19 protein-coding genes, 4 pseudogenes and 1 riboswitch are annotated in these 26,089 nt (G+C 72.4%); of the genes and pseudogenes, 11 read left to right on the top strand and 12 right to left on the bottom strand.

Annotated elements, in window-relative coordinates:
• Positions 1 to 2 precede the first annotated feature (2 nt).
• The 5 genes and pseudogenes from DA06_RS03010 to DA06_RS02990 form a co-directional block, all read right to left on the bottom strand.
• Positions 3 to 1,055, bottom strand: coding sequence for an ABC transporter substrate-binding protein (locus DA06_RS03010; RefSeq protein WP_043497155.1), 1,053 nt, complete (start codon positions 1,053 to 1,055; stop codon positions 3 to 5).
• 47 nt (positions 1,056 to 1,102) lie between these two features.
• Positions 1,103 to 1,990, bottom strand: coding sequence for an ABC transporter permease (locus DA06_RS03005; RefSeq protein ID WP_418606835.1), 888 nt, complete (start codon positions 1,988 to 1,990; stop codon positions 1,103 to 1,105).
• Between the two features lie 95 nt (positions 1,991 to 2,085).
• A riboswitch (FMN riboswitch) is annotated at positions 2,086 to 2,209 on the bottom strand.
• Between the two features lie 417 nt (positions 2,210 to 2,626).
• Positions 2,627 to 4,282 (bottom strand): annotated as a pseudogene (narH, locus tag DA06_RS03000) (nitrate reductase subunit beta); the annotation flags it as partial.
• Positions 4,283 to 4,338: 56 nt separating this feature from the next.
• A pseudogene (locus tag DA06_RS02995) lies at positions 4,339 to 8,116 on the bottom strand (nitrate reductase subunit alpha).
• A gap of 89 nt (positions 8,117 to 8,205) precedes the next feature.
• Positions 8,206 to 9,423, bottom strand: a complete 1,218-nt coding sequence (locus tag DA06_RS02990; protein ID WP_043497153.1) for an MFS transporter — start codon at positions 9,421 to 9,423, stop codon at positions 8,206 to 8,208.
• Between the two features lie 503 nt (positions 9,424 to 9,926).
• Here DA06_RS02990 and DA06_RS02985 point away from each other — a divergent pair.
• The 4 genes from DA06_RS02985 (at position 9,927) to DA06_RS02970 (ending at position 14,981) form a co-directional block, all read left to right on the top strand.
• A complete protein-coding gene (locus DA06_RS02985; RefSeq protein ID WP_418606834.1) occupies positions 9,927 to 11,699 on the top strand; it encodes an aldehyde dehydrogenase family protein in 1,773 nt (590 codons plus the stop codon).
• Positions 11,700 to 11,702: 3 nt separating this feature from the next.
• Positions 11,703 to 12,737 carry a proline racemase family protein gene (locus tag DA06_RS02980; protein WP_043497141.1) on the top strand — a complete coding sequence of 345 codons (1,035 nt, stop codon included), beginning with the start codon at positions 11,703 to 11,705 and terminating at the stop codon, positions 12,735 to 12,737.
• 217 nt (positions 12,738 to 12,954) lie between these two features.
• Complete coding sequence (locus DA06_RS02975) at positions 12,955 to 14,022, top strand: LLM class flavin-dependent oxidoreductase (protein ID WP_043497152.1); 1,068 nt, start codon at positions 12,955 to 12,957, stop codon at positions 14,020 to 14,022.
• A gap of 350 nt (positions 14,023 to 14,372) precedes the next feature.
• Positions 14,373 to 14,981, top strand: coding sequence for an ABATE domain-containing protein (locus tag DA06_RS02970; RefSeq protein WP_043497151.1), 609 nt, complete (start codon positions 14,373 to 14,375; stop codon positions 14,979 to 14,981).
• Between the two features lie 279 nt (positions 14,982 to 15,260).
• Here DA06_RS02970 and DA06_RS02965 read toward each other — a convergent pair whose 3' ends face one another.
• Complete coding sequence (locus DA06_RS02965; protein ID WP_043497140.1) at positions 15,261 to 15,902, bottom strand: isochorismatase family protein; 642 nt, start codon at positions 15,900 to 15,902, stop codon at positions 15,261 to 15,263.
• Between DA06_RS02965 and DA06_RS02960 the strand changes: the two are divergent.
• Together DA06_RS02960 and DA06_RS02955 are read left to right on the top strand one after the other, a co-directional pair.
• A pseudogene (locus DA06_RS02960) lies at positions 15,871 to 16,479 on the top strand (hypothetical protein); the annotation flags it as partial. The gene DA06_RS02965 and the pseudogene DA06_RS02960 overlap by 32 nt on opposite strands.
• 193 nt (positions 16,480 to 16,672) lie before the next feature.
• Positions 16,673 to 16,990 (top strand): helix-turn-helix domain-containing protein, encoded by a 318-nt coding sequence (locus tag DA06_RS02955; RefSeq protein ID WP_418606833.1) that lies wholly within the window; start codon positions 16,673 to 16,675, stop codon positions 16,988 to 16,990.
• Positions 16,991 to 17,019: 29 nt separating this feature from the next.
• Here DA06_RS02955 and DA06_RS02950 read toward each other — a convergent pair whose 3' ends face one another.
• Complete coding sequence (locus DA06_RS02950; RefSeq protein WP_418606832.1) at positions 17,020 to 18,492, bottom strand: MFS transporter; 1,473 nt, start codon at positions 18,490 to 18,492, stop codon at positions 17,020 to 17,022.
• A 318-nt stretch (positions 18,493 to 18,810) separates the two neighbouring features.
• Between DA06_RS02950 and DA06_RS02945 the strand changes: the two genes are divergently transcribed.
• From DA06_RS02945 to DA06_RS02925, 5 genes and pseudogenes are all read left to right on the top strand, one after another.
• Positions 18,811 to 18,990 (top strand): heavy-metal-associated domain-containing protein, encoded by a 180-nt coding sequence (locus tag DA06_RS02945; protein ID WP_043497149.1) that lies wholly within the window; start codon positions 18,811 to 18,813, stop codon positions 18,988 to 18,990.
• A complete protein-coding gene (locus DA06_RS02940; protein ID WP_043497139.1) occupies positions 18,990 to 19,949 on the top strand; it encodes a hypothetical protein in 960 nt (319 codons plus the stop codon). The genes DA06_RS02945 and DA06_RS02940 overlap by 1 nt, the downstream gene beginning before the upstream one ends.
• A gap of 50 nt (positions 19,950 to 19,999) precedes the next feature.
• Positions 20,000 to 22,324, top strand: a complete 2,325-nt coding sequence (locus tag DA06_RS02935; protein WP_052436301.1) for a heavy metal translocating P-type ATPase — start codon at positions 20,000 to 20,002, stop codon at positions 22,322 to 22,324.
• Between the two features lie 105 nt (positions 22,325 to 22,429).
• A pseudogene (locus DA06_RS02930) lies at positions 22,430 to 22,597 on the top strand (YHS domain-containing protein); the annotation flags it as partial.
• Positions 22,598 to 22,758: 161 nt separating this feature from the next.
• On the top strand, positions 22,759 to 23,028 hold the full coding sequence (locus DA06_RS02925) for a metal-sensitive transcriptional regulator (RefSeq protein ID WP_052436300.1): 270 nt from the start codon (positions 22,759 to 22,761) through the stop codon (positions 23,026 to 23,028).
• A gap of 27 nt (positions 23,029 to 23,055) precedes the next feature.
• Here DA06_RS02925 and DA06_RS02920 read toward each other — a convergent pair whose 3' ends face one another.
• The 5 genes from DA06_RS02920 to DA06_RS02900 form a co-directional block, all read right to left on the bottom strand.
• On the bottom strand, positions 23,056 to 24,108 hold the full coding sequence (locus DA06_RS02920) for a zinc-binding dehydrogenase (RefSeq protein WP_043497146.1): 1,053 nt from the start codon (positions 24,106 to 24,108) through the stop codon (positions 23,056 to 23,058).
• Between the two features lie 23 nt (positions 24,109 to 24,131).
• Positions 24,132 to 24,590 (bottom strand): toxin-antitoxin system YwqK family antitoxin, encoded by a 459-nt coding sequence (locus tag DA06_RS02915; protein WP_418606831.1) that lies wholly within the window; start codon positions 24,588 to 24,590, stop codon positions 24,132 to 24,134.
• Positions 24,587 to 24,961: a VOC family protein gene (locus DA06_RS02910; RefSeq protein WP_043497144.1), complete on the bottom strand. Its 375-nt coding sequence runs from the start codon at positions 24,959 to 24,961 to the stop codon at positions 24,587 to 24,589. Before DA06_RS02910 ends, DA06_RS02915 begins: the two co-directional genes overlap by 4 nt.
• A 19-nt stretch (positions 24,962 to 24,980) precedes the next feature.
• On the bottom strand, positions 24,981 to 25,262 hold the full coding sequence (locus DA06_RS02905) for an ArsR/SmtB family transcription factor (protein ID WP_043497138.1): 282 nt from the start codon (positions 25,260 to 25,262) through the stop codon (positions 24,981 to 24,983).
• 102 nt (positions 25,263 to 25,364) lie between these two features.
• Positions 25,365 to 26,048: a LysE family translocator gene (locus DA06_RS02900; RefSeq protein ID WP_043497137.1), complete on the bottom strand. Its 684-nt coding sequence runs from the start codon at positions 26,046 to 26,048 to the stop codon at positions 25,365 to 25,367.
• Positions 26,049 to 26,089 lie beyond the last annotated feature (41 nt).

Raw genomic sequence — 26,089 nt, 5'->3', positions numbered from 1 at the left:
CCCTAGTTGCTCGCCGAGGGCAGAAACTCGTCGGTCCAGGCCTCGGCGGGGTCGACGGCGGAGGCGAGCAGGCCGTTGTCCTCCATGAGCGTCACCATCGCCTCCCAGGCCGCCGCGTCCTGCGACCCGACCGCGTCGCCCGTGCCGTAGAGCGGCACGGTGGCCTCGAGGGTGGCGAGCGCCGCCGCCTGCTGGTCCTGCCGGTTCAGGTCCGGCACGTACTCGGCGGAGAGGTCCACGGCCTCCTGCGGATCGGCGACGACGTCACGCACGCCGCGCAGCGTCGCCTCGACGACGGCGGCCACGTCATCGGGCCGCTCGTCCGCCGTCGCGTCCAGCACGCCCAGGCCGATCCCGACCAGGGGCACCTCCCCCTCGGTCACCGGGATGGTGCGGACGTCCTGGCCGGCCTGTGCGAACCGCACGGCATCGTTGTTCACGAAGCCCATGACCGCGTCGACGTGGCCGGCCGTCAGGGCGGCCTGCTGGGTGAAACCGATGTGCTCGACCGTGACGTCGTCCTCGGTCAGGCCGGCGCCGTGCAGCAGCGCGAGGAGCCCGAAGTAGGTCTCGCCGAAGGGCCCCGGGACGCCGACCGTGCGCCCCTCGAGGTCCGCGGCGGTGCGGACGGGCGAGTCCGCCGGGACGATCAGCGCGACGGGGTACTCCTGGTAGAGGGTCGCCACGTCGACGAGCGGGACGTCCTGGGACCTGGCCTGCAGCATCTCGTCGCCACCCGCGACGACGACGTCCTCCTGCCCGCCGCCGACCGCGGTGAACAGACCCTCGTTCGCGCCGTGGTGGCGCAGGGTGACGTCGAGCCCGGCGTCCTCGTAGTACCCCTTCTCGGCGGCCAGGTAGAACGGCGCGAACTGGATGTCCGGGGTGTAGGTGAGCCCGACCGTCAGCGCGGCGGTGGTGCCGGCCGTGCCCGTCCCCGTGCCTGGCGCCGTCGTCGTGGTGGCGTCCGGGCCGGCGGGCTGCCCGGCGCAGGCGGCGAGGGCGAGGACGCCGGAGGCGACGGCGGCGACGGCGAGGTGACGGCGAGAGGACACGGATGCTCCAGAGATGGTCGGGCGGTGGGTGGGGCGGTGTGGGTGGTTCAGGGCTCGAGGCGGCGTTCGAGGGCGCCGAGCAGGCCGTAGACGGACATGGCGAGCACGCACAGGACGACGAGGGCGGCGAAGATCCCGACCGTGTCGGCGGAGTCGCCCCGGGCCGCGACCAGCATCCCGAGGCCCTGCCCGCCCATCACGAACTCGCCGACGACGGCACCCGTGACCGACAGGGTGAACCCGTTGCGAAGTCCGGTCAGCAGGGCCGGCAGCGCTAGCGGCAGCTCGATGTGCCGGAGCAGGTGCCACTCCCCCGCGCCGTCGAGCCGTGCGGCGTCGGCGACGTCGTGGTCGATGGTGCGCAGGCCGAGGACCGTCGCCAGGACGATCGGGAAGAAGACCGTCAGCGCGCACAGCACCACGATCGGCAGGAGCCCGTAGCCCAGCCAGAGCATCAGCAACGGCGCGAGCGCGACGGCGGGGACCGCCTGCGAAGCGGCGACGTACGGCTCGACGGCTGCCGCGGCGCGGGGGCTGCGGAAGACGAGGTATCCCAGCGGCAGGGCGACGGCAGCGCCCAGCAGGCATCCGAGAGCGGCCTCGACGAGGGTCGGGGCGACGTAGCTCGGCAGGCCGCCGGTCGTCAGGTCCTCCGCGAGGCGGACAGCGACGGCCGAGGGCGGCGGGAGGAAGAAGGCCGGGACGGCCCCGGAGCGGGAGACTGCCTCCCACACACCGAGGACGACGACGCCGAGCAGCAGCGGCGGGACGAGCCGTCGCCGGGCGGGAGCCGTGAGGGGGACGGGACGCGACGGTGTGGTGGAGGCGTTGGGAGTGAGGGCCGTCCCCGTGGTCGTCGGCGGGGTTTTCGGCACGGGCGTGGCCGTCGGCGCGGGCGGCGCCACGGCCACGCGCCGGATCTCCTGAGTGCTCACGTCTCGTCCCTTCGGTCCGGGCACGTGGACCGGGGACGGCGGGCGCGGCTCTGAAGCCGTCGCCCGCATCGGCACGCACCCGAACGGTGCGCGCCGCGTGCTTCCTCCCATCCGGACTTTCACCGTCGGTCCTGGAGTTCCACCAGGTCAACCGGCACCGAGGTGCCGGCTCGCGGACTGTCACCGCCGGTTCGGACTCTCACCGACCCCGGAGCACGTGCTTGCTACGTGGGGATCATATCGTGACCGGCACGTTCCGGGCCGTGCACCGGCTCACAGACCCGGTCGGACGCGCATCGTGTCCCATGGAGCTGGAGCCCGGTGCCTGCCTGCGGGGTCGCCTGCACCGACGGACGTCCCCGGGACAACCCAGTGCGGTGTCGGACGTCTCCCTGGAACCGCCGCGCCGTCGGGACGTCCCCCGTGGGCACCGCCGCGCCGTCGGGACGTCCCGCGTGGGCACCGCCGCGCCGTCGGGACGTCCCGCGTAGGCACCGCCACGCCGTCGGGACCTCCCGCGTGGATAGCCGCGTGCGCCGTCGGGACGTCTCCGGTCGAAGAGACCGCCGCGCGCGGGTCGTCGGCGAACGTGCCGGGCGCGGCGTCGGGGTCGGCCACCGCCAGGGACGCCGGCGGCGTCTCCAGCGGCTGCTCCGGCGGGAAGAGCCCGTCGGTGCTGCCGCCGCGGCCGTCCCAGTTGAGCAGGTTCACCCGAGCCGGGCCGCTGGGCACGTGCGGGCTGTCCGCCGTCTGCCGCTGCTTGAGGGCGTGGAAGGACTCCACGCTCGCCGGGGCCGGCTGCCCGGAGGAGGACCCGAACGGTCCCGCGCCACCCATGCCCGGGCCGCCCTCGAAGTCGAGCGAGCAGGCCATCTCCTCCAGGTCGCGCGCGGTCTCCGCGTGGGCGGTCGGGATGACGTAGCGCTCCTCGTACTTGGCGATGGCGAGGAGCCGGTACATCTCCCGCACCTGCGCCCCCGTCATGCCCACCGCGGTGGCGATCTCCTCCTGCGGCTCCTGGCCGAGGTTGATGTCCCGCATGTACGAGCGCATCGCGGCCAGCCGGCGCAGCACCTTCTCCACCGGCGCGGTGTCGCCGGCGGTGAACAGCCCCGCCAGGTACTCCAGCGGGATCCGCATGGTGGAGATGGCGGTGTAGAGGGTCCTGTGGTCCTCGCCGTCGTTGCCGGAGGAGGTCACCACGTCCACCACGGGGCTCAGGGGCGGGATGTACCAGACCATCGGCATGGTCCGGTACTCCGGGTGGAGCGGGAGCGCCACCTCGTAGTCGCTGATGAGCCGCCAGATCGGGCTCGCCTGCGCCGCCTCGATCCAGTCCTCGGCGATGCCGTCGCGGCGGGCGGCCGCGATCACCTCGGGGTCGTGCGGGTCGAGGAACACCGAGCGCTGCGCGGCGAGCAGCTCGTGCTCGTCCTCCACGGCGGCGGCCTCGCCCACCCGGTCGGCGTCGTAGAGCACCAGGCCCAGGTAGCGCAGCCGCCCCACGCAGGTCTCCGAGCACACCGTCGGCAGGCCGACCTCGATGCGGGGGTAGCACAGCGTGCACTTCTCGGCCTTGCCGGTCTTGTGGTTGAAGTAGACCTTCTTGTACGGGCAGCCCGTCACGCACATGCGCCAGCCGCGGCACTGCTCCTGGTCCACGAGCACGATGCCGTCCTCGGCGCGCTTGTACATCGCGCCGGAGGGGCAGGAGGCCACGCACGACGGGTTGAGGCAGTGCTCGCAGATTCGCGGCAGGTAGAACATGAAGGTCTTCTCGAACTCCATGGCCACGTGCTCGCTCATGTGCTTGAGGACCGGGTCCTCCACGGCGATCTCCTGCGAGCCGCCGAGGTCGTCGTCCCAGTTCGCCGACCACTCGATCTTGTGGTCCTCGCCGGTGAGCAGCGACTTGGGCCGCGCCACCGGGGTGTGCCGGGAGTCGGCGGGTGCCGAGAGAAGCATGTCGTACTCGTACGTCCACGGCTCGTAGTAGTCGTGGATCGTCGGCAGCTTGGGGTTGGAGAAGATCGTGGCGAGCTTCTTCAGCCGGCCGCCCGCACGGAGCTTGAGCTTGCCCCGCCGGTTGCGGACCCAGCCGCCCTCCCAGGTGTCCTGGTCCTCGTACGTGCGCGGGTAGCCGAGGCCGGGGCGGGTCTCGACGTTGTTGAACCAGACGTACTCCATGCCGGTGCGGTTCGTCCACGCCTGCTTGCACGTCACCGAGCAGGTGTGGCAGCCGATGCACTTGTCGAGGTTCATCACCATCGACATCTGCGCCATGACCTTCATAGAGTCACGCTCCCCCCTTCGCTCGCCCCTCGCTGCGGAGTTCGCCGTTCCGTCCATCAGTACTGCACCTCCTGGCTCCGGCGGCGGATGACCGTGACCTCGTCGCGCTGGTTGCCCGTCGGGCCGATGTAGTTGAACCCGTAGGACAGCTGCGCGTACCCGCCGATGAGGTGGCTGGGCTTGAGCAGCACCCGGGTCAGGGAGTTGTGGATGCCGCCGCGCAGTCCCGACGTCTCCGTCCGCGGCACGTCGATCACCCGGTCGGTCGCGTGGTACATGTACACCGTTCCCTCGGGCATCCGGTGGGAGACGATCGCCCGGGCGACGACGACGCCGTTGCGGTTGTACGCCTCGATCCACTCGTTGTCCTTCACGCCGATCTTCAGCGCGTCGGCCGGGGACATCCACACGTTCGGCCCGCCGCGGGAGAGCGAGAGCATGAAGAGGTTGTCCTGGTACTCGGAGTGGATGGACCACTTCGAGTGCGGGGTCAGGTAGCGCACCGCGACCTCCGCGTGGCCCTCGGAGCCCGGGGCGCCCGTGGGGCTCGTGTCGCCGGGCACGGCGTCGCCGAACAGCCGGTGCATGTCCAGCGGCGGGCGGAAGACCGGCAGCGTCTCTCCGATCTCGGTCATCCAGTCGTGGTCGAGGTAGAAGTGCATCCGGCCGGTGAGGGTGTGCCAGGGCTTGAGCCGCTCGACGTTGACGACGAACGCCGAGTAGCGCCGTCCGCCGTGCTCCGAGCCTGACCACTCCGGCGAGGTGACCACCGGTTGCGGCCGCGACTGGGTGTCGGCGAAGGTGATGCGCGTTCCGGCGTGGTCCTCGGACAGGTCCGCCATGCGGGTGCCGGTGCGCTTCTCCGCGTTCCGGAAGCCCTGGGTGGCCAGGCGGCCGTTCGTGGTGCCGGAGAAGGCGAGGATCATCTCGCAGGCCTTGACGTCCTTGTCCAGCAGCGGACGCCCGGCGGCGACGCCGGAGGTCGCCCGCCCGTTCTTCTCGCCGAGGGCGTGGACCTCTTCCGTCGGGTCGAGCGCGACGCCCTTGACCATCATGCCGACCTTGTCGGGCAGCGGGCCGAGCGCGTCGAACTTGTCCCCGATGGCGGCGTAGTCGCGCTCGATCACCGTCAGCCGCGGCATCGTCACGCCGGGGACGAGGGGCAGCTGGTCCAGCGCGGCGACCGAGCCGTGCGGGGTGGCGAGCTCGTCCGGGGTGTCGTGCTGCAGCGGGGTGGCGACGACGTCGCGCCGGACCCCCAGGTGCCGGGCCCCGAGCTCGGAGACCCTCTTGGCGAGGGACCGGAAGATCGCGTAGTCGGACCGCGTCTGCCACGGCGGGTTGATCGCGGGGGTGAACGCGTGGACGAAGGGGTGCATGTCCGTGCTGGACAGGTCGTACTTCTCGTACCAGGTGGCGGCCGGCAGCACGACGTCGGAGAACAGCGTCGTCGACGTCATGCGGAAGTCGATGCTCGTCAGCAGGTCGACCTTGCCGCGGGCGGCCTCCTCGCGCCACACCATGTCGCGCGGGCGGCGTTCGGGCGGCGACTCCTGCGCCCGCACCGACGCCTCGGTGCCGAGAAGGTGCTTGAGGAAGTACTCGTTGCCCTTGGAGGAGGACCCGAGCAGGTTCGAGCGCCAGACCGTCAGCACGCGGGGGAAGTTCGCCGGGTTGTCGGGGTCCTCGACGGCGTAGCGCAGCGTGCCCGCCTGCAGCTGCTCGACGACGTGGTCGGGGACCTCCTTGCCCGCGGCCGCGGCCTCGTCGGTGATCTCGAGGGGGTTGCGGTCGAAGGTGGGGAAGGACGGCATCCAGCCGCGCCGGGTGGCCTCGACGAGGGTGTCGGCGGTGGTGCGCCCCGAGAAGGCGCCGCGGGCGAGCGGGGACGCCAGGGAGTCGGCGGGCAGGCCGTCGTAGCGCCACTGGTCGGTGGCGAGGTACCAGAAGGCCGTCGCGATCATCTGCCGCGCCGGCCGCTGCCAGTCGAGCGCGAAGCCGTACTGCTGGAAGCCGGTGATCGGCCGCACCTTCTCCTGACCGACGTAGTGCGCCCAGCCGCCGCCGTTGACGCCCTGGCACCCGGTCATCGTCACGAGGGCCAGGAACGTGCGGTAGATCGTGTCGGAGTGGAACCAGTGGTTCGCGCCGGCCCCCATGACGATCATCGACCGGCCCTCGGAGACGACGGCGTTGTGCGCGAACTCGCGCCCGATGCGGATGGCCGCGGCCGCGGGGGTGCCCGTGAGCTCCTCCTGCCACGCCGGGGTGCCGGGGGAGGAGGCGTCGTCGTACCCCGTGGGCCAGTTGCCCGGCAGGCCCGGCCGGGCCACGCCGTACTGGGCGAGCAGCAGGTCGTAGACCGTGGTCACGAGGCGGCCGCCGACCTGGCGGACGGGGACGCCCCGGCGCACGACGCCGGTGCCGCCGGTGTGCACGCGCGTCTCGTCGGCCGCGGCGCCGGGGGCGAGGTCGAACCGGGGCAGGTCCACCTCGACGGCCCCGGCGTCCGGCAGGTCGAGGATGCTCAGCGCGGGGTCGACGTCGCCGAGGTCGAGGTTCCACCGGCCCTCGCCCTCGGGCCCGTACCGGTCGGCCAGGGTGCCGTTCGGGACCACCGGGGTCCCGGCGTCGTCGAGGAGGACGGTGCGGAAGGCGGGGTTCGCGCCCCTCGCGAGGTGGCCGTGGTCGGGGTCGCCCTCGAGGTCGGCGGCGGTGAGGAACTTGCCGGGCACCCAGGCGCCGTCGCGCTCCTCGAGCGCGACCAGGAACGGCGAGTCCGTGTAGCGCTTCATGTACTCGTGGAAGCGCGGCGTGCGGTCCCGGACGTGGAACTCGGTGAGGATCACGTGCCCCATCGCCATCGCGAGGGCGCCGTCGGTGCCGGGGTGCACCGCCAGCCACTCGTCGGCGAACTTGGTGTTGTCGGCGTAGTCGGGGGGAGACCGCCACGACCTTCTGCCCGTGGTAGCGCGCCTCGGCCATGAAGTGCGCGTCGGGGGTGCGGGTGACCGGGATGTTCGAGCCCCACATGACGAGGTAGCCGGCGTTGAACCAGTCGGCGGACTCGGGGACGTCGGTCTGGTCGCCGAACACCTGCGGGGAGGCGACCGGCAGGTCCGCGTACCAGTCGTAGAAGGACAGCATCTGCCCGCCCATGAGCGAGTAGAAGCGGGAGCCGGCGCCGTAGGACACCATCGACATCGCGGGGATCACGGAGAATCCGGCGAGGCGGTCAGGGCCGTACTGCTTGGTGGTGTAGACGTGCGCGGCGGCCACCATCTCCTCGGTCTCCGCCCAGGTGGCCCGCACCAGGCCGCCCTTCCCGCGGGCGGCCTTGTACCGCGCCGAACGCTCCGGGTCCTCCACGACGTCCGCCCAGGCGAGCACCGGGTCGCCGAGCCGCGCCTTCGCCTCCCGGTAGAGGTTGAGCAGCGTGGCGCGCACGTACGGGTAGCGGATCCGGGTGGGGGAGTACGTGTACCAGGAGAACGCCGCGCCGCGCGGGCAGCCGCGCGGTTCGTACTCGGGCGAGTTCGGCCCCACGGAGGGGTAGTCGGTCTGCTGGGTCTCCCACGTGATGATGCCGTCCTTGACGTAGACCTTCCACGAGCAGGACCCGGTGCAGTTCACGCCGTGGGTGGAGCGGACGACCTTGTCGTGCGACCAGCGGTCGCGGTAGAAGGCGTCACCCTCCCGCCCACCGGTGAGGAAGATCTGGCGCATGTCCGGCGACGCCTCGCCGCGGCGCAGGAACGTCCCGAGCTTGAGCAGGGCGTCCTCGGGGGCCCTCTCGCGGGTGGTGGGCGCTGGGTCGGGCCGGGTGGCCGTCATCGTCGGGTCCTTCCGTGGAGAGTCGGTCTTCGGGGCCGCGGTCGTGGATGCGGGAGGTCGTGGATGCGGGAGGTCGGGGCGCGCGGGGGTCAGGCGGCCGCGGCGCGGCGGACGGGCCACCAGCAGAACGCGGCGACCCCGAGCGCGGAGACGGCGAGGAGGATCAGGCCCAGGAAGTAGTTGCCGGTCTGGGTGTAGACGGCACCCATGACGAGCGGCGGGAAGAAGCCGCCCAGGCCGCCGGCCGCGCCGACGATGCCCGTTACGGAGCCCACCTTGTCGGGCGGGGCCAGCTTGGCCACGAGCGCGAAGCAGGCGCCGGACGCGGAGCCGAGCATGACGGCCATGGTGAGGAAGGCCACGGTGCCCGCGGGCAGCAGCTCGACCTCGAAGGCGGCGAGGACCGCCATGGCCGCGGTCACGACGAAGTTGACGACCAGGACGGGCACCGGGTGGAACCGGTCCGAGAGCCAGCCGCCGATCGGCCGGGCGATCACCGCGAGGACGACGAAGCCGGCGGTGCGCAGGGCCGCGTCACCTCGCTCCAGGCCGTAGGCGTTCACGAGGTAGGTGGGCAGGTAGACGCTGAACGCCACGAACCCGCCGAAGCCGAGCGCGTAGATGAGGGCGAGCTGGCCCGTGGCCCGCACCTTCAGCGTCGCGGCGGTCCGGGAGAGCAGCGAGCCGGCGGGCGGGGTCAGGCCCGGAGCGTCCCGGATGAGGGTGCGTGCCAGGAGGGCGTACGCGGCGAGCAGGACGGCGACCAGGATGAACGGCGCCGCACGGCCGAACGCCTCCGAGATGGCGACCGTGGTGAACGAGGCGACGGCGGTGCCGGCGGTCCCCATCCCGAAGATGCCGAGGGCGGTGCCGCGGTGCTCGGGGGCGAACCAGCGGTTGACGAACGGCACGCCGATCGCGAACGCCGTCCCGCCGAGGCCGAGGAAGAACCCGCCGAGGACGAGCATGGCGAAGTTGCTCGCCACGAGCCCGGTGAACAGGACCGGGACGATCGTCAGCAGGCTCACCGCGGGGAACATCACGCGGGCGCCGAACCGGTCGGTCAGTGCGCCCACGGGGATGCGGCCCAGCGAGCCGACGATGACGGGCACCGCCACGGCGACGGAGACCTGGAACGCGCTGAGCGAGAACTCCTCGCCGTAGGTGGCGCCGAGCGGCGCGACGAGCGACCACGCCCAGAAGCAGATGAGGAAGCCGAGGGTCGCCAGGGCCAGCATCACGTTCTGCTGCCCGCCCTGGTTCTCGCGCGTGGTCGCGGTGCGCTCGCGGGCTCTCTCGTCGGTCATCGGACTCCCCGTCGGACGGTACGGACGCTGCGGCTGGCAGGCCCCGGTGCGGCCGATTATGCACGTGGCCCACCATTGGCGACAGTGGGGAAAGAACGCACCGGAAATGGCCTCGCTATTACGCAAGACGCCCCTCGCGTAATTGAATCCGCGCCAGCGTGCCGTTTATCCGTTTTCACGGTATAGGCACGGTTCGTCGGGTGTGCGGCCGGCGTCGTGGAGCGCTCCGGTGCGGAGCATCCGTGCAGGTCAGTGCACCCGGACCTTGGTCCCAACCACCGGTGCGGCCACCGTGCGGTTCGTCACCGCCCGCAGCCGCGCTCCGCCGGACGGCGCGCCTCGGGGGCGACCGCACTTTCCGTCGTGGGCGTCGACCTCGGGCGTGCGTGCATTTCGGGAGGGGTGAGTCTCGTTCGCGCAAAAGTCTCGACATCGAATTACTCGCCTGGTTTCCTGATGGACCGTCCCGGCAGTGGGGCCGGCCCGGTCGCTACGGTGGCGGGGTGAGTCACTCCCACCACGCGCAGGACAGGAACGCCGAGGACCGCGGAGGCGAGCAGCTCAGAGCGGGCGCCTCTGCCCCGGTCGCCGGCACGGTCGTCACGGTGTCGGACCGCTGCGCCCGGGGTGAGGCGGAGGACCTGTCCGGACCGCTCGCCGCGCGGTTGCTCGCCGGGGCCGGCGTGCGCGCCGAGGTCGTCGTCGTGCCCGACGGTGCCGAGTCGGTGCGCCGCGCGCTCCGCGCCGCCCTCGCCGGTGGCGCCCGCGTGGTGCTGACGACCGGCGGCACCGGCGTCTCGCCGCGCGACCTCACGCCCGAGGGGACGCGCGACGTGCTCACCCGCGAGCTGCCCGGCCTCGCCGCGGCGATCCGGGCCCAGCGGCGCGCGGACGGTCCCGACGGCGGTGCTCTCGCGGGGTCTCGCGGGGATCGCGCCCGCGCCGACGAGCTCGTCCGGCTGGCCGGGCAGGAGACGCACCTGCCCGAGGGGCGGCTGACCGGTGAGCTGCGGCGCACCACCTTCCAGCTGCGGCTCTTCGCCGAGGTCGTCACGGAGGGCGCCCACCTCGACGCCCGCATCGACCACGCCGACCCGGACTGGCCGATGGGCGCGCCGCGCCCGGACCTGCGCCGGGTCAACGAGCCCCTCGGCCCCGTCCTGGTGTTCGCGGCGTCGAACTTCCCGTTCGCGTTCTCCGTGGCCGGCGGCGACACCGCCTCGGCGCTCGCGGCCGGGTGCCCTGTGCTGCTCAAGGTGCACCCGGGTCACCCGGTGCTGTCCGTCCGCACCGGCGAGATCGTCGCCGACGCGCTGCGCCGGGCGGGCGCCCCCGACGGCACCTTCGCGGTGCTCCACGGCGTCGAGGCCGGGACGGCCGCGCTGCGCCACCCGGCCGTGCGGGCGGCCGCGTTCACCGGCTCCCAGCACGCGGGCCGGGCGCTGTTCGACATCGCCAACGCACGCCCGGAGCCCATCCCGTTCTACGGCGAGCTCGGCAGCGTCAACCCGACGTTCGTGACGCCGGCCGCGGCCGCGGAGCGGCCGGAGGAGATCGCGTCCGGGTTCGTCGGCTCCGTCACCATGGGGGTCGGCCAGTTCTGCACCAAGCCCGGCATCCTGTTCGTGCCGCGCGGCTCCGGCTTCGCCGAGCGGCTCGCCGCCGCCGACCTGCCGGCCGGCGCCCCCATGCTCAACGACCGCCTGCGCAGCGGTTACGTCGAGCGCCTGGGCGAGCTTCGCGCGCACCCGGCCGTGCGGGTGCTCGCCGAGGGCGAGGACCCGCTGGGTGAGCTTCCCGGTGCCACCGTGCTGGCCACCTCTGCCGAGCAGTTCCGGGCGGCGACGGCGGAGCTCGCGGAGGAGTGCTTCGGCCCCGCCGCGCTCGTGGTCGAGTACGACGACGTCGCCGAGCTGGCCGGCCTGGCCGCGTCCCTCGAGGGTCAGCTGACCGCCACCGTGCAGGGCACCGCGGACGACGACGTCGCCGACCTCGTCGCGACGCTCGCCGCGCGGGCCGGCCGGGTGCTGTGGAACCAGTGGCCCACCGGCGTCTCGGTGACCTACGCCCAGCAGCACGGCGGCCCCTACCCGGCCACGACGGCCCCGGCCACCACCTCGGTCGGCACCGCGGCGATCTCCCGGTTCCTGCGGCCGGTCGCGTACCAGAACATGCCGGAACGCCTGCTCCCGGAGGCGCTGCAGGACGGCAACCCGCTCGGGATCCCGCGCCGCGTGGACGGGAACCTCGAGGGTCACGGAACGCTCGGGGGCTGAGAGATGGCCCCGGACACCGGCCGCCTGCACCTCCTCGTCCCGACCGTCGACTACCACACGGCGGGCGAGCCGTTCCGCATCGTCGCCGACGTGCTGCCCGACATCCCCGGCGAGACCGTGGCCGACCGCCGCGTCTACGCCCAGGGCAGCGAGGAGGTCGACCGCTACCGCCGGCTGCTGGTCCAGGAGCCGCGCGGGCACGCCGACATGTACGGCGGGTTCGTCGTGCCGCCCGACGACGCCGGGGCCGACTTCGGCGTGCTGTTCTGGCACAAGGACGGCTACTCCACCGCGTGCGGGCACGGCACCATCGCGCTCGGAGTGTGGGCGGTCGAGCACCGGGTGGTGATGGCCGAGCCGGACGGGCAGACCGACGTCGTCATCGACGTGCCGTCCGGCCGGGTGCGCGCGTCCGTGACGTGCCGGGAGGGTGCCGTCGTCGGTGCGACCTTCGTCAACGTCCCGTCCTGGGTGGTCGCCCGGGCGGTGCCCGTCGAGACGCCGTTCGGCACCGTCGAGGCCGACGTCAGCTACGGCGGCGCCATCTACGCCTCGGTGCCGGCGTCGGCGTTCGGGCTCGAGGTCACGCCGGAGCACTACGGGCAGCTCATCGCCGCCGGCCGCGCGGTGAAGTGGGCGCTCAACGACTCCCCCGCGGCCCAGCACCCCGACGACCCGCGCCTGTCCGGCATCTACGGCACGATCCTCTACGACGACCTGGGGCGCACCGCCGAGGGCCCGCACCAGCGCAACGTCACCGTCTTCGCCGACGGCGAGGTGGACCGCTCGCCGTGCGGGTCCGGCACGAGCGCCCGCCTGCCGCTGCTGGTCGAGGACGGACTCCTCGGCGCGGGCGAGACGCTGACGCACGACTCGATCGTGGGGACGCGGTTCACCGCCCGCGTCCGCGAGAGCGTCGACGTGGTCGGCCGCTCCGCCGTCGTCCCCGAGGTCACCGGGCGCGCCTCGATGACCGGGGAGCACCGGTTCGTGCTCCGGGACGACGACGAGGTCGGCACCGGGTTCGTCCTGCGCTGACGCTCGCGTCCCGGCGGACCTCAGTGCGGTCGCACCGGGGGGGGCGACGAGGCAGCGACTTTCCGGCCCGCCCGCACCGGCGGCTCGGCGGCCCGGGTGGTTCGGCGATGCCGGCGCGCGATCCGGCTCTCATGGGCGCAGCGGCACGTTTCCGTGAGATGGCTGTTATCGTATCTCACGCTCCTCTGCTGAGTTCTCCGTGAGAATGAAGGTCCGCATGCCCTCCGTACCGCCTTCGGGCAACGCTCCGTTCGCCCTGTCCGTCCTCGACAACGCGCACACCGGCGTCGGCCAGACCGCCGAGGAGGCGTTCGGCGAGATCGTCGCCCTGGCCCAGCTGGCGGAACGGCGGGGGTACCGGCGGTTCTGGATGTCCGAGCATCACGGCATGCCCGGGGCGTCGACGTCGTCGCCCCAGCTCATGCTCGCCCGGCTGACCGGTGAGACGGACAGGATCCGGCTCGGCGCGGGCGGGGTGATGCTGCCCAACCACGCTCCGCTGGTGGTTGCCGAGCAGTTCGGGATGCTCGACGCACTCGCCCCGGGACGGATCGATCTCGGACTCGGGCGCGCCCCCGGCACGGACCTGCCGACCGCGGCGGCGCTGAGGCGCCATCACGACGCCAACGACGGGTTCCCGCAGCAGGTGCTGGAGCTGATCGGCTTCCTCGGCGACGACTTCCCGGAAGGCCATCCGTACCGGAACGTCCATGCGGTGCCGGGCCCGTGGCAGGCCGACCAGAACCGAGTGCCCCGTCCCCGGACGGCGCCGGACGTCTGGATCCTGGGCTCGTCGCCGTACTCCGCGCGCCTCGCGGGACAGCTCGGCCGGCCGTACGCGTTCGCCCTGCAGTTCGGTGACGCCGACGCGGTCACGGCCGTGCGGCTGTACCGGGAGAGCTTCCGGCCGTCCGACGTCCTGGACGAGCCGTACACCCTCGTCAGCGTCGGTGTGGTTGCCGACGACGATCCCGACGAGGCCGGGCGCCAGGCCGCATCCTCGGCGATGGCCATGCTCCGGATGTTCCAGCGCAAGCCCTACGGCCTGCTCCCGCCGGAGGAGGTCGAGGCCTACCCCGCCACCCTGCAGGAGCGGCAGATCCTCGACAGCTACACCCGCCGCTTCGTCAACGGCACCGGGCCCGAGGTGGCCACCACCCTCGAAGAGCTCCACGCCAGGACAGGGGTCGACGAGGTGATGCTCGTGGTGATGGGTCACTCGCGCCGGGCACAGGCCCAGACCGTCGAGGTCGTCGCCGACCACTACTCCCTTTCCTCTTCGTGAGACCCGCCCGAGGCGAGACGACGGCGGCAACGCAGCGGCACTGACCGACGTCCTCCAGGGAGACGCACCCGGCCGCCGGGGCCTTCAGCCGCCAGCTGCACGGCGGTGATGGCCTTGCCCATGACGAGGGGCGTGGGAACGGCGGTCTCGAGCGGAACTCCCGCCCGGCCCAGCACCGTACTGTCCACCGATGCCCAGCACCGTACTGTCCACCGAGGCTCGATGCGGTGCACAGGCTCGCATCGTTTGACCGGTTCGACCTCACCTTGCGACGGACGAGCCGCCCGGTCGGGGAAGTCCCTGACGAACACACCCCTCTCACGGACGGCGGCGATCGCTACCATGAGGTCATGCTCACCGCGACCGGCAACCGCCCCGCACTACCGTTGCCTCCCGCTCCCGGCGCCGTGGACCACTCCTCGCTCGACCTTGCCAACAGCATCGTGACACTGCCCGGCGGGCGCACCGTAGATCTCTTGAGCACACCCGAGGACGCGACGCGGTGGCTGGTCGAGCACGGCCTTACCCCTGAGGACGCAGGCTTGCAGGAGTACTGCGCCGACCGCCTCTCGACGCTGCGTCGGCACATGCGCGCGCTGCTCGGCTCACTGGTCGACGGCAGGCCACCGGCGGACGCTGACGTCGAGGCGTTGAACAGGGCGCTCACGCTGACGCCCACGACCGCGCTGCTCGACTGGGCACCGGAGCGTGGGCTGCACCGAGCTACCGCACATCCCACCACGCAGATCGTCGAGCACGCCCTCGCCTCCCTGGCAGCCGACGCTGCCGACCTGCTCACGGGGCCCCACGTCGGACGCTTGGCCGCGTGCCAGGCACCGCCGTGCAACCGCTACCTCCTGCGCACCCACGCGCGCCGACACTGGTGCTCCACCCGGTGCGGGGACCGCGTCCGCGCCGCCCGCGCCTACGCCCGCCGCACAGAGTCGTCGACGGCTTAGCTGCCCGGACCCCGGCCGACCTCGAGGTCCCTGGCCGGGCAATGGCGTTGCCGACGACTCCGGCCCGCGGCGGTACGTAGGTAGGCATGCTCGCGCGCTACGGTCCGCGCGAGAGCAAGACGACAAGTCGGAGGGAGCCAGGTGCCACGTGTGACGCTGCAGACACTCGCCGACGACCTCGGCGTGTCGCGTAACCGTCTCGAACGCCTTCAACACCCACGGCGCCCGCCCGCGCGAGGAGGAGTCCTCGGCGCGGGCGGGCGTGGGGGTTTGCTGGCGTCAGACCAGAGAAGCGGCGAGCTGTGCACCCGTCACGGCAGAGGCGCCGAGGTCGCTCTTGGGCAGCGCCTCGCCGGCGGCCACCGCACCGGACCACGTCGCGGTGTCCGCGACGGCGGCGAAGTTCGAGTTCAGCAGCGCGAGCAGGGTGGTGTGCACCGTCCTGGCGTCGACGAAGCCTGCGTCGTTCGCGATGTTGATCGCGCCCGTGGCGTCGGCGAGCACCTCAGCTGAGATTCCGTGCGTCTCGGCCTCCGCCGCGGAGGCGATGACGCAGTTGTTGGTCATGTATCCGACGAGCGTGACGGTGTCGATCTCGCGTTCACGCAGCCAGCTGACGAGGTCGGTGCCCGCGAATACGGTGCCGTAGTCCTTGACGATCGTCTTCCACTCGTCGGTCTTGCGAGCGTCGACGTCAGGGTGCAGCCGGAAGCCGGGCCGGGTCGGGTCGAACACGGGCGCACCCTCGCCCATCGTGTGCTGGACGGCGACGACCGGGATCCCTGCGGCGGCCGCAACGTCGATCGCGTTCGTGATCTGGGGCAGGGAGTCGGCGTGGGGCGGGTACTGGATCTCCAGCGGTCCGTCGAAGTACTCCTGCTGGACGTCGATGAGGATCAGTGCGCGGCGGGGGCTGGTCATGGTTGAGGTTCTCCTCGGTTCGGTTCTTGCCGCCCTGTGGCGACATCACCAGTCTGGGCGGCCGGCACACCGCCGACCAGTGGCACGGATGCACCGCTACGATGCATCTGTGCCATCTGATCCGAGCCGCCTGCGCATCGCCGTCTACGCCTTCGACGGTGTCACCATGTTTCACCTAGCAGTCCCCCAGCTCGTCTTCGACGAGGTCGCACATCTGGGGCTCGGCGCGTGGGAGACGGTGCTGTTCTCCGACCGGCCCGGGTCGGTCCGCACCGCCGAGGGGTACCGCATCGCCGGGATAGGCGGCCCGCGTGAGACGGAGGATGCCGACGTCGTCGTCGTGCCGTCATGGTTCGAGGACGGCCGCGCAGCAGGACCGACCTTGCGTCGCATCCTGACCAGGGCCCACGGCAGCGGGGCGACTGTCGCCGGGCTGTGCCTCGGCGCCGTCGCGGTGGCCGACGCCGGCCTGCTCTCCGGCCGGGGGGCCGTCACGCACTGGATGGCCGCCGACATGCTCGCCGACCGCCATCCTGACGTCGCCATGAACGCCTCCGTCCTGTACGTGGACCACGGCGACGTGCTCACCTCCGCAGGAACGGCGTCGGCGATCGACGCCTGCCTGCATCTTGTCCGCAGCCGGCTCGGGGCCCAGGCGGCCAACCGGGTGGCACGCAGGCTGGTGGTCGCCCCCCCACCGCGAGGGCGGGCAGGCTCAGTACATCGAACGGCCTCTTCCCGCACGCTCCACCGACGACCCGGTCTCGCGAGTGCTCGAGTGGGCGTTGCAGCACCTCGACGAGTCGCTGACGGTCGATCGGCTGGCCGCCGTCGCCCACATGAGCAGGCGGAACTTCATCCGCGCCTTCCGTGGCGCTACGGGTGCCACGCCGGCGGCGTGGGTTCGGTCGCGGCGCCTGGACGAGGCGCGACGCCTGCTGGAGTCGACGGACCTGCCCGTCGAGCAGGTCGCGGTCAGGTGCGGCCTGGGCAACCCCGTCACGCTCCGGCAGAACTTCGCCGCCGCCTTCGGCACCTCGCCGTCGGAGTACCGGCGCCGCTTCGACGTCAGGTCCACCTCTGTCTGAACTCGTCAGTGCAAGGCAACGGGCTCGTGTCACCTCTCTGCTGTCTGGATCAGATCTGGATCCGGTCGGCCAGCCTCGGCGGACGCGGCAGGATCGGGCTCTGCCGGTACGCGGTTCGTGAGCGTTACGAGCGCGAGAGCTGCAGCGACCAGCAGCAGGCCGGCGGCAGCGGTGAGTGCAGTGCCGTACCCGGCGACCAGGGCCTGCGCCGCACCCAGATCGGCATTCTCGGGCCGTGCGCTGACAGTGGTGGCTATGCCGGCAAGGATCGCCAGGCCCAGCGCGACACCGATCTGCTGGGCGGAGTTGAGCAGCGCCGAGGCGATTCCGGCCTGGCCCGGGTCGACGCGGTAGACCGCGGCCTGGGTCAGGGCGATGGCGTCGAGCCCGAAGCCGAGCGCGAGGACGAACATCGCCGGTGCCAGGTGGGACCAGTAGCTGGTGTCGACGGAGAGCATGGAGAGCCAGAACGCGGCCGCGGCGCTGAGCAGAGCCCCGGACGCGGCGACGTAGCGCGGCGGGAAGAGGAGCAGCAGCTTCGGGGCAAGCCCGGCACCGACCACGATGCCGACGGCGAACGGCAGCCACGCCGCCCCGGTCTGGAGCGGGCTGAGCTGCTGCACCTGCTGGAGGTGGAGGGTCAGGACGTAGAAGGTCCCCATCGGGCCGATGGCCACCAGCAGCATGGTCAGGTACGCGCCGGAGCGGTTCCGGTCCCGGAACAGGCTCAGGGGCACCAGCGGGTTGCTGCTGCGGGCCTGCGTGGCCGTGAAGGTCACCAGGAGCACCGCCGCGGCCGCCACGAGCGAGAGCGCGACCGGGTCGGCGAACCCCTCCTCGGCGAACCGGGTGATCGCGTAGACGAGCGCGACCATCCCGCCGGTGCCGAGGATCGCGCCGAGAGCGCCGAGGCGGCCCGAGTGCCGCTCGGCGGTGACCAGCCGCCGGCTCCCGAGCAGGACGAGCAGGCCGATCGGCACGTTGACGAAGAACACCCAGCGCCAGCCCAGGGTGCTGGTGAGCAGACCACCGAGGAGCAGCCCGATGACGATGCCCAGGCCGGACATCGCGCCGTAGAGCGAGAGCGCGGCGTCGCGGGTCCTGCGGTCGGAGAACGTCGTCGCGATCAGAGCCAGTGCGTTCGGCGCGGTCAGGGCCGCACCGACGCCCTGGACGGCGCGGGCGACGATGAGCATGGCCGCGTCCTGCCCCAGCCCGCCGGCCAGGGACGCGACGACGAAGAGAGCGATACCGACCTGAAGGGTGCGACGTCGCCCCCACAGGTCACCCACCCGCCCGCCGAGCAGGAGCAGCGCCCCGAAGGCGAGGATGTAGGCGTTGACCAGCCACGGCAGGTGCACCGCCGCGACCCCGAGCTCACGTTGGATGCTCGGCAGGGCGATGTTCACGATCGAGTCGTCCAGCACCAGCATCAGCTGTGCCGTGGCAATCACGAGCAGCGGCACGATCGCGCCACGCCGCCCCGTCCCTGCAGTAGTCAAGCTCTCGTCTCCTTCACGCATGGCCGGCAGAAGCCGCCCTGGCCCTCATCCAGGTTCTGACGCGCCAGGAGGCGCTGAGAACAGGGACACTGACGCATACCCCCGGCGGGGTACGCCTTCGCGACCGTATACCCAGTAGGGGTATCTAGAGAAGCGGGCCGGCTGTGTCGTGCCCCACGTCCGTCCGCACTGCACCGGGGGGGTTGACGGGAATACGGCGGAGGCGTGTACGTTGCACACACAGGTACCCCCAGGGGGTACCTCCAAGGAGAGGGAGAAGCTGTGAGCATCAACGAGCTCGAGTACCAGGTGACCGGCATGACGTGCGGCCACTGCGAGATGGCCGTCCGCGAGGAGGTCGGCCAGATCGCGGGAGTGGAGCGCATCGACGTCAGCGCCCAGACCGGCAGGCTGGTCGTGACCAGCAGCGGGCCCGTGGACGACGCGGCCGTGCTTGCTGCGGTGGACGAGGCCGGGTACGCCGCGGTGCGCGTCTGATGAACGCGCCCGCACGGATCGGCGTGTACGCGGCCGGCCTGGCGGTGGTCTTCGGGGCCTCCGCCGCGGTCGCGGGCGCGGTCGTCCCGGAGCAGACGGTGACAGCGTGGACGCAGTCGACACAGAGCGGGGTCACGGAGGAGGGCGGGATGGAACACAGCCAGGACGGCGAAGCCGGCACCGAGCCGGTTCGTGGCCTGTCGGCGGGGCAGGACGGCTACCTGCTCAGCGAGGTATCGGCGCCGGACGCGGTCGGCTCCAGCGGCGAGCTCTCGTTCCGCATCACCGACGACGAGGGTGCCCCGCTCACCGACTACGCGGCCTCCCACGAGAAGGAGCTGCACCTGATCGTCGTCCGCTCGGACGGCACCGGGTTCCGTCACGTGCACCCGCAGATGGACGACGACGGCGTGTGGTCCCTGCCGTGGACCTGGGACGCCGCCGGGACCTACCGGGTCTACGCCGACTTCGTGCCCGCCGACGTCAGCGACGGGCCGGACGTCACCCTGTCCCGCACGGTGCAGGTTGCCGGCGACTACGAGCCGGCCCCCGCGACCGGCACCTCGACGACCTCCTCGGTGGACGGCTTCGACGTCACCCTCGACGGTGACCTTCGGGCCGGGGCGACGTCGGAGCTCACCGTCAACGTCACCCGCGACGGGGAGCCGGTGACCACCCTGCAGCCCTACCTCGGCGCCTTCGGGCACCTGGTCGCGCTACGTGACGGCGACCTGGCCTACCTGCACGTCCACCCCGAGGGCGCGGAGCCGACCCCTGGGGCCCTCTCCGGTCCGGCCGTGACGTTCATGACCCAGGCCCCCACCCCGGGGCGCTACCTGCTGTACCTGGACTTCCAGGTCGACGGCCACGTCCACACCGCGACCTTCGCCGTCAACACGACCGAGGGGGCCGGCTCCGCCGGCGCGGGAGACCACGGCCGCGACGACCACGGTCACTGATCTCCCCCGAAGAGCCGCACCCGTACCGGACACCACGAGAGAAGTTTTCAATGTCTGCATCCTCGAACCAGCCACAGGCGCTGGGCACGCTCATCGAGCTCGAGATCGGCGGGATGACCTGCGCCTCGTGCGCGATGCGCATCGAGAAGAAGCTCAACAGGCTCGACGGGGTCACCGCGACGGTCAACTACGCCACCGAGAAGGCACGGGTCAGTGTCCCGGAGGGGATCGACGCGGCCGCGGTGATCGCGGAGGTGGAGAAGACCGGCTACACCGCCGCCGTGCCCCGCACCGAGCACTCTGACGTCGGTGACCAGGACGGGGCCGAGGAGCCGGACGCGGAGCTGACCGCGCTGCGCCACCGGCTGATCGGCGCGGTGGTCCTCGCGGTCCCGGTCATCGCGATGGCAATGATCCCGGCGCTGCAGTTCACCTACTGGCAGTGGGCCTCCCTGGCCCTGGCCGCCCCGGTCATCGTCTGGGCCGCGTGGCCGTTCCACAGGGCGGCGTGGACGAACCTGCGCCACGGCGCGGCGACGATGGACACCCTCATCTCCGTCGGCACGAGCGCGGCGTTCCTGTGGTCGCTCTACGCGCTGTTCCTCGGCACCGCCGGCACCCCCGGCATGACCCACCCCTTCGAGCTGACCGTCGAACCGACCGACGGCGCGGCGAACATCTACCTCGAGGTCGCCGCCGGGGTCACCATGTTCATCCTGGCCGGCCGCTACTTCGAGAAGCGTTCCAAGCGTCAGGCCGGGGCCGCGCTGCGCGCCCTGCTCGAGCTCGGCGCGAAGGACGTCGCGGTCATCCGCGACGGGGCGGAGACGCGCATCCCGGTCGGCGAGCTCGCCGTGGGTGACGAGTTCGTGGTGCGCCCGGGCGAGAAGATCGCCACCGACGGCGTCATCGTCTCCGGCACCTCCGCCGTGGACGCCTCGATGCTGACCGGCGAGTCGGTGCCGGTCGAGGTCGGCGAGGGCGACCCGGTCACGGGCGCCACCGTCAACGCCGGCGGCCGCCTCGTCGTGCGGGCCGCGCGTGTCGGCTCGGACACCCAGCTGGCGCAGATGGCCAAGATGGTCGAGGACGCCCAGTCCGGCAAGGCCGAGGTCCAGCGCCTCGCCGACAAGGTCTCAGGCATCTTCGTCCCGATCGCGATCGCGATCGCCGTCGGCGCCCTGGGCGCCTGGGTCGGCGCCGGGTTCCCCCTCGACGCGGCCTTCACCGCCGCCGTGGCGGTCCTCATCATCGCGTGCCCCTGCGCGCTCGGGCTCGCCACCCCTACGGCGCTGCTCGTCGGCACCGGCCGCGGCGCCCAGCTGGGCATCCTCATCAAGGGCCCGGAGGTCCTCGAGTCAACCCGCAAGGTCGACACCGTGGTGCTGGACAAGACCGGCACCGTGACCACCGGAAGGATGACGCTGACCGACGTCGTCACCGCGAGCGGCGTCGACCGCGCGCAGCTGCTGCGCCTGGCCGGAGCGCTCGAGCACGCCTCCGAGCACCCCATCGCCCAGGCCATCGCCAAGGGCGCGGCCCAGGAGGTCGGCACGCTGCCGGTCCCCGAGGACTTCGCGGGCGTCGAGGGCAAGGGCGTCCAGGGCGTCGTCGACGGCCACGCGGTCCTCGTCGGCCGCGAGTCCCTGCTCGCCGACTGGGCCCAGCACCTCCCCGCCGACCTGGCCCGGGCCAAGGCCGACGCCGAGGCACGGGGCAGGACCGCCGTCGCGGTCGGCTGGGACGGCCAGGCCCGTGGCGTGCTCGTCGTGGCCGACACCGTCAAGCCCACCAGCCTCGAGGCGATCCGCCAGCTCAGGACGCTCGGGCTGACCCCGGTCCTGCTCACCGGTGACAACCGCGCTGTGGCCGAGCAGATCGCCGCCGAGGTCGGCATCGACCAGGTCATCGCCGAGGTCATGCCCAAGGACAAGGTCGACGTCGTCGCCCGCCTCCAGGGCGAGGGCAAGGTCGTCGCCATGGTCGGTGACGGCGTGAACGACGCCGCCGCTCTCGCTCAGGCCGACCTCGGCCTCGCCATGGGGACCGGCACCGACGTCGCGATCGAGGCGGCCGACATCACCCTGGTCCGCGGCGACCTGCGCAGCGCGGCAGACGCCATCCGCCTCTCCCGCAGGACCCTCGGCACCATCAGGACCAACCTGTTCTGGGCGTTCGCCTACAACACGGCCGCGATCCCCCTCGCCGCGCTCGGTCTGCTCAACCCCATGCTCGCCGGCGCCGCGATGGCGTTCTCCAGCGTCTTCGTCGTCGGCAACAGCCTGCGCCTGCGCTCCTTCCGGAGCCAGGCGTCGGACCCCCAGCCGTCCCCGGTCACGTCGCGCACCCGCGCGGCCCAGCCGGTCGGCGCCTGACCCTTCCAACAACCCGAAAGGACCACACCATGTCCTCCAGCTGCTGCCACACCCCCGCCCCCGCCGGTCACACCGACCTCCTGACGACGAACACCCCCCGGCGGTGACGACGTCGCCGAGTGCCCCGTCATGAAGGGCACGATCGTCGTCAAGGCCGACGCGGAGGCCGCCGGACTCTTCCGCGACCACGAGGGCCAGCGGTACTGGTTCTGCTGCGCCGGCTGCGCCCCGCGCTTCGACGCCGACCCGGCCAGGTACACCGCCGCGGCCTGAACCTCCTCACCGCCGGTGCTGCCCGCCGTGGTGCACGATATTCACAGCGGGCAGCACCGGCACCACGGCACATCCCCTGCCGTCGACCAAGAAGGAACGCACCATGACGACCGTCGAGTCCTCCCCCCGGCCCTGCGACCGAGGCCCACACGCACGGCTACATCAGCGACAAGAAGCGGTACCTCGCCCGGCTCAAGCGCATCGAGGGCCAGGCACGCGGCATCCACCGCATGGTCGAGGAGGAGCAGTACTGCATCGACATCCTCACCCAGGTCAGCGCGCTGACCAGCGCACTGCAGGGCGTCGCCCTCGGCCTGCTCGACGACCACCTCAGGCACTGCGTCGTCGACGCCGCCAAGCTCGGCGGTGAGGCGGCCGACGTCAAGATCGAGGAAGCCTCCGACGCCATCGCGCGCCTCGTCCGTTCCTGACCGCGATCACCTCCGGGTGCGTGCGGGTCAGTCGTTGACCAGCACCAGCTTGCCGACGTGCTGCCGCGACGCCAGGTCCTCCTGCGCCCGGCGGACGTCGGCGAGGTCGTAGGTGGCGGCAACCACGGGGCGGACCCGCCCCTGTCTCGCGACGTCCACGAGCGCCCTGAAGTGGGCGGGGGTGTGCATGCTCGAACCGAGGAGCGTGAGGTTGTGCAGGTACAGCCGCCGGACGTCGAGATCGATCCGGTAGCCGCCGAGCGCTCCGGCCACGACCCAGCGGCCCCCCTCTCGCAGCGACGGCAGGCCCGCCGCGATTCCGCTGCCGGCGACGACATCCAGCACGGCGTCCACACCGCCCGGCGCCGCCGACGCGATCTGTTCCCACGGGTCCGTCGCGCGGTCGATCACGGCGCCGGCGCCGGCCTGCCGTACGGCACTCAGCTTGCCGGCGCTGCTCACCGCGATCACTCTGGCGTCCCGGGCGGCCGCCAGTTGCACGAGGGCGAGGCCCACACCGCCGGAGGCGCCGGTGACGACGACCGTCTCGCCTGGCCGCACGCCTCCTCGCTCGAGCATGCCGAGCGCGGTGCCGTAGGCGGTCGGCAGGCAGGCGAGCTCGACGTCGCTCAGGGGCGAGTCCCCGACGTCGTGGACCCGGTCGGCGCGAACGGCCACGTACCTGGCGTAGCCGCCGTCCTTCTCGCTGCCCAGCAGGCCCACCGGGTTCGCGTCGTCGTCGTCCCGGTCGTAGATGGCGGGGTCGACGAGCACCCGGGTGCCGCTGAGCCCGGCGTCCGAGCCGGATCCGACCTGGACGACGACGCCGGCGATGTCCGCCCCCTGGATGCGCGGGAACCGGATCGGCCCGCGCCAGCCGGCTCGGGCATCAGGGTCACCGGGCAGGCCGTACGCCCCCTCCCTCGTCCAGAGATCGGTGTTGTTCAGCGCCGCCGCGCCGACCCGGACCAGAACCTCACCCTCGGCCGGTGCCGGCACAGGCACCTCGGCCAGCTCCAGCGCCTCGGGACCGCCGTGCCCGACGAGTCGTGCGGCGAGCATCGTGCCGGGAGCTGCCATGTGATCCTCCGCGCCGATCAGCGTCATGCCCCCGCGGGCCGGTGGTTCGTCGTCCGCCGGACGCTCCCGTCGGGGTTGTAGGCGGTCCACTCGCCGATCTTCCGGCCGTGGTCGAAGTCGCCGCTGTCGACGAGCGCGCCCTGGGGACTCCAGCGCTCCCACCGCCCGTGCTTCTGCCCCCGCGCGAATCCCCCGCGCTGCATCAGCGCCCCGGACGCGCGGTACCAGACCCACGGGCCTTCGAGCTCCCCGGCCGTGTAGCCACCCTCCGACCGCAGCCGCCCGTCGGCGGCGAGGTGCCGCCACGTCCCGTGCCGCTCACCGTCGAGGTACCGGCCGACCATGACGCCGCCGTGCGGGTCGGCCTCGGTCCACCCGCCGACCTTGCGGCCCTGCCCGTCCAGCAGGTTCGGGCTCTCCGGCGGCCCGCCGGCCGGGCTCTCGAGCGGCGCAGGGCCGTGGCCGGGGCCGGCGTCGCTCACGCGGGGCTCGACAGCATGATGAGGTTGCCGCAGGTGTCGTCGAGCACGGCGGTCTTCAGCTCGGGCCCCATCGGTGCCGGCTCCTGCGTGAAGCGAACCCCCTTGGCCGCCAGCTCCCGGTAGGCGGCGTCGACGTCGTCGACGGCGAAGGAGGCCGCCGGGATCCCGTCCTCCATCAGCGCGCTCGTGTACGCCTTGGCCGCGGGATGGTCGTCGGGCTCGAGGAGCAGCTCGACGCCGTCGGGCTCCTCCGCGCTGACCACCGTGAGCCACCGGAACGCCCCCGCGGGAACGTCGTTCTTGGCCACGAAGCCGAGCTTGCCGGTGTAGAACTCGAGCGCCTTCTGCTGGTCGTCGACGAAGACGCTCATCACGTGGATCCTGGGCACGTCATTCTCCTGGTCGGTCGAGGGGCCAGCGCTCGATGATCGCGCGCAGCGGCTCCGTGTCGAGGTGGTGGATCTTCGTGCGGCCGTCACGGTGCGCGCGCACCAGCCCGGCCTCCTCCAGCACCGAGAGGTGCTGCGAGACCGCCTGGCGCGTCGAGGTGCTGCCGTGGCGCATGGCGAGACGCCCGCAGATCTCGAAGAGCGTCTGCCCGTCGCGGACCAGAAGCTCGTCGAGGATCAGGCGTCGCGTCGGGTCCGCGAGCGCCTTGTAGACGTCGGCCACGGCGCCACCATATGCAAGCGTGCACTTGCCTGTCAATGGGACGGGCAGGCGGCACGCGTCGCCGTTCCCAGCCCCCGTCGGGTCAGCACCGACTGCGAGGTGCTACGCCCGGGACGGCAGCACGGCCGACGGCGGCAGGGCGTCACCGACCAGCCGGGCCCCGAAGGGCACCAGGACCAGCCCGGTCACCCGGTCGATCGCCACCAGCCATCTGGGATCGCCAAGCCGGCGGCGGGCGTAGCCGCCACCCACGATGAGGACGGCGAACCACGCCAGGGACAGCGCGCAGTGCACGCCCGCCAGGAGTGCGCCCATCAGCAGCGGGGAGGCCCCGGCGGGCAGGAACTGCGGGATCGTGGCGATGTAGAAGACCCCGACCTTCGGGTTGAGGAGGTTGGTGCCGACGCCGATCAGCCAGCCCTGGCGCGCCGACGCCGCGCCCGCCGGCGCCGCGTCCGTCGGCGCCGGGCCCTCGCCAGCGCGCCCGACCCCACGCCGGAACGACTTCCAGATCATCGACCCGCCGAGCCAGAGCATGTAGGCGGCGCCGGCCAGGGTGAGCACCCGGTACGCCGTCTTGGACGTCTCCAGCAGGGCCGAGAGCCCGACGGCGGCCGCGACGCCCCACACCATCGCGCCGGTGGCGACACCCAGGGCCGTCGCCCACGCGTAGGGCCGCGTGCGCGTCAGGGAGGAGCGCAGCACCAGCGCGGTGTCGAGCCCCGGTACGAGGGTCAGCAGGCCCGCCACCACCGCGAAGCCCAGGAGCGCGTCGAGTACCGTCACCCGCCCAGACTAGGAGGAGCCGCCGCCGGGCGACCGCGCCG

The sequence above is a fragment of the Georgenia sp. SUBG003 genome (genome assembly GCF_000715355.2).
Classification (GTDB): domain Bacteria; phylum Actinomycetota; class Actinomycetes; order Actinomycetales; family Actinomycetaceae; genus Georgenia.
This window is presented reverse-complemented; position numbering and strand designations above follow the sequence as displayed.

Coding starts and splice junctions, on each gene's coding strand:
- DA06_RS02990 (WP_043497153.1), bottom strand. CDS start 9,423: ATGACCGACGAGAGAGCCCGCGAGCGCACCGCGACCACGCGCGAGAAC.
- DA06_RS02980 (WP_043497141.1), top strand. CDS start 11,703: ATGGCCCCGGACACCGGCCGCCTGCACCTCCTCGTCCCGACCGTCGAC.
- DA06_RS02975 (WP_043497152.1), top strand. CDS start 12,955: ATGCCCTCCGTACCGCCTTCGGGCAACGCTCCGTTCGCCCTGTCCGTC.
- DA06_RS02970 (WP_043497151.1), top strand. CDS start 14,373: ATGCTCACCGCGACCGGCAACCGCCCCGCACTACCGTTGCCTCCCGCT.
- DA06_RS02965 (WP_043497140.1), bottom strand. CDS start 15,902: ATGACCAGCCCCCGCCGCGCACTGATCCTCATCGACGTCCAGCAGGAG.
- DA06_RS02945 (WP_043497149.1), top strand. CDS start 18,811: ATGACGTGCGGCCACTGCGAGATGGCCGTCCGCGAGGAGGTCGGCCAG.
- DA06_RS02940 (WP_043497139.1), top strand. CDS start 18,990: ATGAACGCGCCCGCACGGATCGGCGTGTACGCGGCCGGCCTGGCGGTG.
- DA06_RS02935 (WP_052436301.1), top strand. CDS start 20,000: ATGTCTGCATCCTCGAACCAGCCACAGGCGCTGGGCACGCTCATCGAG.
- DA06_RS02920 (WP_043497146.1), bottom strand. CDS start 24,108: ATGGCAGCTCCCGGCACGATGCTCGCCGCACGACTCGTCGGGCACGGC.
- DA06_RS02910 (WP_043497144.1), bottom strand. CDS start 24,961: ATGAGCGTCTTCGTCGACGACCAGCAGAAGGCGCTCGAGTTCTACACC.